Source organism: Nitrospirota bacterium, assembly GCA_020851375.1.
Taxonomy (GTDB): domain Bacteria; phylum Nitrospirota; class 9FT-COMBO-42-15; order HDB-SIOI813; family HDB-SIOI813; genus RBG-16-43-11.
Window position 1 is genome coordinate 21,785 of sequence record JADZCV010000007.1, and the last position, 8,022, is coordinate 29,806.

An 8,022-nucleotide genomic window follows, 5' to 3' on the forward strand; every position below is an offset into this window, starting at 1 on the left:
CATTATGCTGATTGACACACACTGCCACCTGACCATGTATGATGCCGGCCCTGAGAGGTCAGGAGTTATTAAGGCCGCAACAGAGGCAGGCATCTCACGCCTTATAACAATCGGCACTGACATAGAAGACAGCCGGAATGCAATCGCAATAGCGGAAGAACACGACTTCATCTATGCTGCAGTCGGCATCCATCCTCATGACGTAAAGGACTTCAGTGATGGTGAAAATGTATCAAAGACAATCAGGGAACTGGCATCGGGAAAAAAGGTAGTAGCCCTCGGTGAGACCGGCCTTGATTACCACTACATGCACTCCCCTGCAAAGGCCCAGCAGGAACACTTCAGGCTTGAGATAAACCTGGCAAAATCCATGGGACTCCCTGTTATCGTCCACAGCCGCGAGGCAAAGGATGACACACTGCAAATCCTTAAAGAAGAAGATATAGCGGCAGCCGGCGGGGTGTTGCATTGTTTTTCCGGAGACATGGATATGGCGGAAAAGGCAATGGGGATGGGACTATACATCTCCTTCTCAGGCGTCATAACATTCAAAAACGCAGGCAAGATACTCGACATTGTAGCAGCAGTACCACTCGACAGGATTCTCATTGAGACCGATGCCCCGTTCCTCACCCCCCACCCGCACAGGGGCAAAAGAAACGAACCAGCCTATGTACGATATGTTGCCGAGAAGATTGCAGAGGTCAAAAACATCCCGCTGGACGAACTGGGTCAGGTGGTGATGAGCAACGCCTCAAGATTGTTTAATATCCAACTTTAAAACATATCACGGCCTTCGGATAGAGTTGACACCCCTTAATATTTAAGGCAATAATGATGCATGATTAAGTTTGAGAAACTACCCGAAGACATACTCTTAAAGATTGCTGAAGGGAAAAAGGTCCTTCTTAATGATGACAATGTCGTATTTGCTTATCTATTCGGTGGACTTGCTAAAGGAAGGGCAACTCCCCTCTCTGACATAGATATAGCCGTTTTCCTGAAATCGGCTCATGACGTTGCTGAATATAAACTCGGACTATTCGACAGACTTTCAGACGCTCTCGGCACCAGTGAGATTGATCTTGTAATTCTGAATACCGCGCCTGTTAGCCTTACCGGAAGAATATTACTGAAAAAGCAGTTACTCGTTGACAAGGATCCGCCCAGACGCCACTTATATGAGTCAGCCACATTACGAAAATTCTTTGATTTTAAGATAAAAGAGGATATGTATTTTCTTGGGAGATACGGCATTGGTTGATAAAGCTGTTGTTTTGAGAAAACTGTCAGAGCTCGGAACGTACTACGGGCAGATAAAAGAATTCACTGATATTGCCATTGACAACTATAAGAACGACTGGAAGACCCAGCGTATCGTCGAACGGACGCTGCAGATAATGATAGAAACATGTACAGACATTGCCAATCATATCATCTCTGACAGGGGAATGAGGGCACCAACAACATATGCTGACACATTCATGGTATTACTTGAAAATAAAATTATAAGCCCTGAGATGTTTGCCACAATGGAGAAGATGGCCAAGTTCCGCAATGTGGTTGTTCATCAGTATGAAAAAGTAGATGCAGAGATCGTAATTATAATCTTAAAGCGGCATCTTAATGATTTTGATAAATTCAAAGAAGTTATTCTGTCCTATTTGCAGGGTTTATCAGAAGGTCATGAAGCCTCTTGATAACAAAAATAAATCTGTCACTTTTTCTCATGGGAAAATGAGAAGTCAACAGCATGGTTGTTACGGTCAGTAACCCCAATCTTCATGGCATAAGGGGCTTCTGTTCAACTCCTCTTTGTAAAATCTCCACTTTGGTAAATACCTATCCATGTGAGCAACAAACCTATCATTATGGTTTCGTTCTAACAGGTGCACCATTTCATGTACAACTACATATTCGATACAATCTACCGGCTTTTTAGCCAGTTCAAGATTCAGCCAGATCCTTTTTGCCTTTATACTGCAAGTGCCCCACCTTGTCTTCATTTTTTTGATGCCAAACTCATGCACATGAACCTGCATCGCCTTTTCATATTGTGCAATGAATCCGGGAACAATTTCTTTCAACCTCTGGCGGTACCATTTATATAATATTATCTGCCTTTTTCCCATGCCAGTATTCGGACGAATATACATTTCCATTGTTTCATGCCTTATTGCCACGCCTGACGAAACATTGCCTTCTATTACTTTTAACAGGTAACGCCTGCCCAGGTAGTAATGACTTTCTCTTGTAATATATTCCCTTGGAGTTTCCCTCACCTGACTACGGATCCTCTGCTGGTGTTTCTTAATCCAGCTTAGTTTTGAAATGGCAAATACCCTTATAGTGTCCAAATCCATGCGCACAGGCGCAGATATTCTTACCCTGCCCAATGGCGGATAAACACTCAGGTGCACATTTTTGATAACTTTATGCACCACATCAATACAAATATCTCCTACCATGATCTGCCTCATCTCAATACTCTTTCTGTTGTTTTATGATTGGGAAAATACGCTCTACTTCATCAATATCCTTCAGAATATCATAAAGCGCCTTTTTTATTTCCTTCTCCTTGGCATCATTACCACGCCAGTCAGCCTTCTTAATATCTTTAACAGTCTCGTGTACCTTAACTGCCAGCTTTTCATTATGACCGAGGTTATTATATAATACCCGTGCGGCATCACTATCTTTAATATCTTCCGGTAAATCATCTTTTACAGGATTTGTGACCTCCTGTGCCAGTGCGGCAATCCTCTTTAAATGTTCCTCATAACTGATTGCATTGGCCTTTCTTGCCTTGATTATCTCGTCTAAGAGTTTCGACATCACATCGAAATACGCAGGGTCTGTCAAATATTCTTTAATAATCTTCACGCGTACATTGTTTTCAATGGTCTCGGCAAGCGCTTCTTTACTGCTCCTTATGCCCTGAGGCAAACTGTTTATTGCATTGGCTATTCCTGTTTTTACAATCAAATCAAGCAGGGTCTGATTTTCAAAATCAGAAATCTTCCGGGGTTCATCTGCCTGAATAAAGTTATCTATCAGGTGCCGCATATCCGCTTCATAGGTTTTTAAATCAAGCGTTTCTCCGCTCGCCCTCCTGATCTCTTCCCTCAGTTCTAAATAAAAATCAATCTTCTTTTTTATGCCCTCTATTTCCTGTGCCACATATCCTGCCTCTTCCATCTCCCCGGCAATGGCGGCATAAGCCCTTATCAAGGCTACTGTATGCTTATACAATGCAGTCCTTTTGGATTCATTGATTTTAAGATCATCTTCATTTTCAGGATTACCACAGAACCAGCGGATATATGACAGAGAATCCTTCGGAGGGGCAACCGGTTCACATAATAATGCTATCTCTTCCAGTGCATTGTCTAATCGTTCCCTGCCTGTTTTCAACCGGTCTTTCAAAAGCACATCCACATCCTCTTTCCGGAAGGTATCATAATCCAGTTCTGACGTGTAAACGGCTACAGCATCCTCCACTTTCCTGAACAGGTCTTTGTAATCAACGATGTATCCAAATTCCTTGTCATCACTATCAAGCCGGTTTACACGGCAGATGGCCTGAAACAGCCCATGGTCCTGCATGTTTTTGTCTATATAAAGATAGGTGCATGGAGGCGCATCAAAACCGGTGAGCAGTTTATCTACCACAACAAGCAGTTTCATGTTAGCCGGTTCTTTTATGAATTTGGCCTTGGCCTCATCTTCATATTTTTCAGTGGGTTTTCCGTTAAGCAGGGCAACGTAGGTTTTGTATATGTATTCCTTTTCAGTCTCAGTATTGGCGCCGGTATCTTCTGTTGTTATATCTCTGGTGGATGGATTGTAGGAGGTAATGAGGGCGCTTTTTCCCTGTAACTCAGTATGTTGAAAGAGGTCAAAATAGCGGCAGGCCTCGTAAATACTTCCGGCTACGAGGATGGCATTTCCCATACCCGAACTTAGCCTGGGTTTTACGTTAAAATCAAAGACAATGTCACTGACAATCTTCTCCAGTCTGGAACGGGAGCTTAGCACCCTCTGCATTGTGCCCCATTTCTTCTTCAGCTCGGCTTTCTGAAAGTCATTCAGCCCTTTTGTTTTGGCGTCAAACCACTCATCTATCCTATGCTGTGAAGTAATCTTCTGATCAATATCACGGGCCTCATAAACCAGGTCCCGCACCACTTCATCCTCTACTGCCTCGTTGAATTTATAGGTATGGATATATTTGCCGAATACCTCGAGGCTTGTCTCTCTGTCCTGCTTTAAGAGCGGAGTGCCGGTAAAACCAATAAAAACAGCGTTCTTCAGTATGGCCTTCGTTACTTTATGCAACTTGCCAGATTGGGTGCGGTGACATTCATCCACAAAAACAAATAGCTCACCCACTGTATTTGCCGGTCCGCTCTTTAACTCTTCAATAAATTCATCAAAATTATCAACATCCCTCCTGCCGAACTTATGCACCAGAGAGCACAACAGGCGCGGGAGCGAGTTTCCCAACTGTTTCATTAAGTCCCTGCCGCTTGTAGTCCGCACCATGCCTTCGCCCGCATCTTTGAATACACGCTCAATCTGTTTGTCCAATTCATCACGGTCAGTAATAATCACAACACGGGCATTCGGGTTGTTTTCCAGAATCCATTTCGCCAGCCATACCATGACGAGGCTTTTACCGCTCCCCTGCGTGTGCCATATGATGCCGCCCTCCCGTCTCCTCACATGCTCCTGCGCAGCCTTGACCCCGAAATACTGATGCGGACGACAGAGCTTCTTAATACCGCCGTCAAACAGGGCAAAGTTGTAAATGATCTCTAATAACCGATTCTTGTCACAAAGCTTCAGCAGATACTTATCCAGCAGATTTTCTTCGCTGACTTCCTCCTTCCATTTCAGGAAATATTTTTCAGGCGTGCCGATGGCGCCGTAACGCAGGCCTTCAGTATCATTTCCTGCAAAGACAAATTGAATGGTTGAGAAGAAGGATTGAATAAATTCTTTTTGCTGATTTACGATGCTCTGCCTGATGCCGTCGCCAATGGAAACCGTGCTCCGTTTCAGTTCCAGCACAGCCAATGCAATGCCGTTTACATAAAGCACAACGTCGGGACGCTTGTCATGGTTGCCCTGGATCGTCACCTCTTCTGCAACAGCAAAATGATTTTTAAGCGGATGTTTCCAGTCAATCAGCGCCACTGTTTCATAGTTCTCACCAACATCTGCTTTAACCTTTACGCCATACCGCAGCAACCCATACACATTTTTATTGTTGGTGTATAAACTTTCTTGATAGTTGTTTGCAGTAATGCGCAGCTTATCCAGCGCCTTATTGATCAATATTTCACTGTATCTCTTTTCTCTCAGGTATGCCCTGACAAGGCCTTCTTCTATATTGCTGTTGCCAGGCAGCTCTTCCCAGTCTCCGAGCCAGGTGTAGCCCAGTTTATTTTGAAACAAATGCACTACACGGTCCTGGGTGGCTCGTTCTATTTGCCCAACTTTGTTCAATCAGAATCTCCGTTCAAATCCCCCCATCCCCCCTTTACTAAAGGGGGGAACTGATATCCCCCTTTGAAAAAGGGGGACTAAGGGGGATTTACATTGCCCTTTATTCAAAAAGCTGCAAGTACTTGTCAAAGACAAAAATCCTGTTTCGCCTGTATCCGGTTATCTCTTTCAGGATGCCAAGCCTGATAAAGTCCTCTATCAGGCGCAGGGCAGTAGAGGTATTTATTGTTAAATGTCTGGAAACTTCCTGGCTGTCTGTTGTCGGACGGCTGTATAAATAATGCAATAAACGCTGAGCCAGTTTCGTCTTTTTGCCGAGTGTCAGTATATCCTGATACTCAGTTTTCTGCCGCAGTGCAATGATTGCCTTGAATGTCTCTATTGAGTTCTGAGCAGTCTGCCTGGTTCCTTCCAGAAAAAATTTGAGCCACTGCGTCAGGTCATTATGTGTCCGCACCCTGTTCAGGTTATCAATATAAAGGGTCTTATTCTTTTCAAAAAAAGCAGACAGATACAATGTCGGTTTTGTCAGAAGCCCCTTGCTGACAAGATAAAGGGTTATAAGCAGTCGTCCGATCCTGCCGTTGCCGTCTAAAAACGGATGTATGGTCTCAAACTGATAATGGGCAATCCCGATCCTGATTAAGTGGGGAATCAGATGGATCTCGTCATTCAGAAAATTATCAAGATCTTTCATAAGATCCGGCAAATCGCTGTGGTGTGGCGGAATAAACACAGCATCTTTTATGGATGCACCTCCTATCCAGTTCTGACTGGTACGGAATTCCCCCGGCAACTTATGTTTTCCACGTACACCCTGAAGCAGTGTTGCGTGCGCATTTTTCAGCAGACGTCTTGAAAGCGGCAAGTTGCTTAGAGCATCTACCGCTTCATTCATCGCCTTGATATAGTTCTGTACCTCTTCCCAGTCGTCCCTTTTTTCCGGATCAATATTTTCAGCTTTCTGCAATACCTCAGCTATGTTTGTCTGAGTCCCTTCTATACGGCTGGATGTCGTAGCCTCTTTGCTGACATGCATCATAATGAAAAAATCAATATCAGGGACCAACTGTGAATATGCATTCAATTCACCAAGCTTTATATCTGCTTCGCTTAAGAGATTGACCAGACTACTGTCACTTATCTGCCAGCCTATACTTATGCGGTTCGGCAGAAAGCTCTTGTACCGGTACTGTTGTCTGTAGCTGCCTGCTTCAAATTTTTTTATATCCATTCATTCATACCTGTTTTCTGCAAACATATTTCATCTTATTTGTACTTAATTGATTTTGTGCAAATATAGCATTTATTATTTGCAGTTTCAAGCTAAATCAACCGCGTCTTCCCTGTCAGCAGTTCCTGCATCATGCCCTGTTTGATCATCCTGTATTTACCCGCCTTCTGCTCCAACTGCTCAATCTCCGCATCCATACCGCTGAGAATTTGGGCAATGGCGGTTTGTTCTTCAAACGAGTCCGGAATTCTTACTCTAATATCTTGAACAACATTATTCATTAATTTAGGGTTCCCCACATAAGAAACATATTTCTTGGAAACACAATTGAATATCCCCGCAATGCACTGATTTGAATAGCCTTCTTTACTCTCCAGAACCCCACATACATTTGTGCAATAAAATTTACCAGCCCTAAATTTAACATCACCAGCATTAGCTCCGTCTGTTGTCCAAGTAATACAGTCCTCGAATAAATAATTACTAAAATATCCTGCCAATCCATTATTAAGTGTCTGTGATGAATAAACGGGGTAACGATATTCACCAATTTTCTCTTTGGAAATGTCTGTCATTGCTAAAACCTGTCCTCTTGTAACCCTAAAAATGTCCCCGAGTCTCTTCGTTTTCCACTCCCCGCTAAACCCAGGCAGGCGTTTTTTGCCGGTGAGGAGCTCCTGCATAGCCACTTGTTTAATCTTCCGCTTTTTGGCAATGAGCTCTTCCAACCTGCTGATAAGCGCATCCGCATCGCTTAATGCCGTGGCAATGGCGGTTTGTTCGGCTTTGGTGGAAGGAAGGGGAATAAGGATTTTAGCAATATTAGTCTTGCTGATTCCTGTTACTTTTGTTCCCACAGCAAAGAACTTAAATTGGCTTTTTACATAATACGGCTGAAAACAATATCGCTTGTAATCGTTATCAATAATGTCATTGCTGCTTTTCGAAACAATAGTATGTAATCCTGAAATGAATGGTATACCCTCTGAATTAAATACAACAATATGCTTGCTTGCACCTTCATCATCTTCCGATGCATCAACAAAAACGACATCTCCTGTATTTAATAAGGATTTTGAAGTAACCTTTCTAATGGATACTTTAAGTTTAGGTATTTCAGAGTATTCCTTCTTAACATCTATAAATGTTTTGGTCCTTCCGGAATTGTCGTGGGTCGGTAAGTCTTGTATGATAGGTCCCCAAGGAGGGGATACCGATGCGAGATACCGACCTGTACAGACAAGTTCTCGGGTTGCAGGAGCCGTGGTTTGTGGAAC

Annotated in this window: 7 protein-coding genes; 3 read left to right on the forward strand and 4 right to left on the reverse strand. The window is 43.4% G+C overall.

Translation table 11 applies throughout. The features are described 5' to 3' along the window. The first annotated feature begins 4 nt into the window (after positions 1-4). From IT393_01760 to IT393_01770, 3 genes are read left to right on the forward strand one after another with little or no spacing between them, the layout of a single operon-like run. The gene (locus IT393_01760; protein MCC7201376.1) at positions 5-781 is read left to right on the forward strand and encodes a TatD family hydrolase; all 777 of its coding nucleotides are present in this window, start codon (positions 5-7) and stop codon (positions 779-781) included. A 60-nt stretch (positions 782-841) separates the two neighbouring features. Further along, positions 842-1,264 (forward strand): nucleotidyltransferase domain-containing protein, encoded by a 423-nt coding sequence (locus tag IT393_01765; protein ID MCC7201377.1) that lies wholly within the window; start codon positions 842-844, stop codon positions 1,262-1,264. Between the two features lie 13 nt (positions 1,265-1,277). Further along, the gene (locus IT393_01770; GenBank protein MCC7201378.1) at positions 1,278-1,700 is read left to right on the forward strand and encodes a DUF86 domain-containing protein; all 423 of its coding nucleotides are present in this window, start codon (positions 1,278-1,280) and stop codon (positions 1,698-1,700) included. Positions 1,701-1,766: 66 nt separating this feature from the next. On the opposite strand, the gene IT393_01775 is transcribed toward IT393_01770, so the two are convergent. The 4 genes from IT393_01775 to IT393_01790 all read right to left on the reverse strand — a co-directional run. Further along, positions 1,767-2,480 (reverse strand): M48 family metallopeptidase, encoded by a 714-nt coding sequence (locus IT393_01775; GenBank protein ID MCC7201379.1) that lies wholly within the window; start codon positions 2,478-2,480, stop codon positions 1,767-1,769. A gap of 1 nt (position 2,481) precedes the next feature. Continuing rightward, positions 2,482-5,511, reverse strand: a complete 3,030-nt coding sequence (locus tag IT393_01780) for an HsdR family type I site-specific deoxyribonuclease (protein MCC7201380.1) — start codon at positions 5,509-5,511, stop codon at positions 2,482-2,484. 100 nt (positions 5,512-5,611) lie between these two features. After that, positions 5,612-6,745 (reverse strand): Fic family protein, encoded by a 1,134-nt coding sequence (locus IT393_01785; GenBank protein MCC7201381.1) that lies wholly within the window; start codon positions 6,743-6,745, stop codon positions 5,612-5,614. 92 nt (positions 6,746-6,837) lie between these two features. Then, on the reverse strand, positions 6,838-8,022 hold a 1,185-nt coding region (locus tag IT393_01790; GenBank protein MCC7201382.1), incomplete at its 5' end, for a restriction endonuclease subunit S.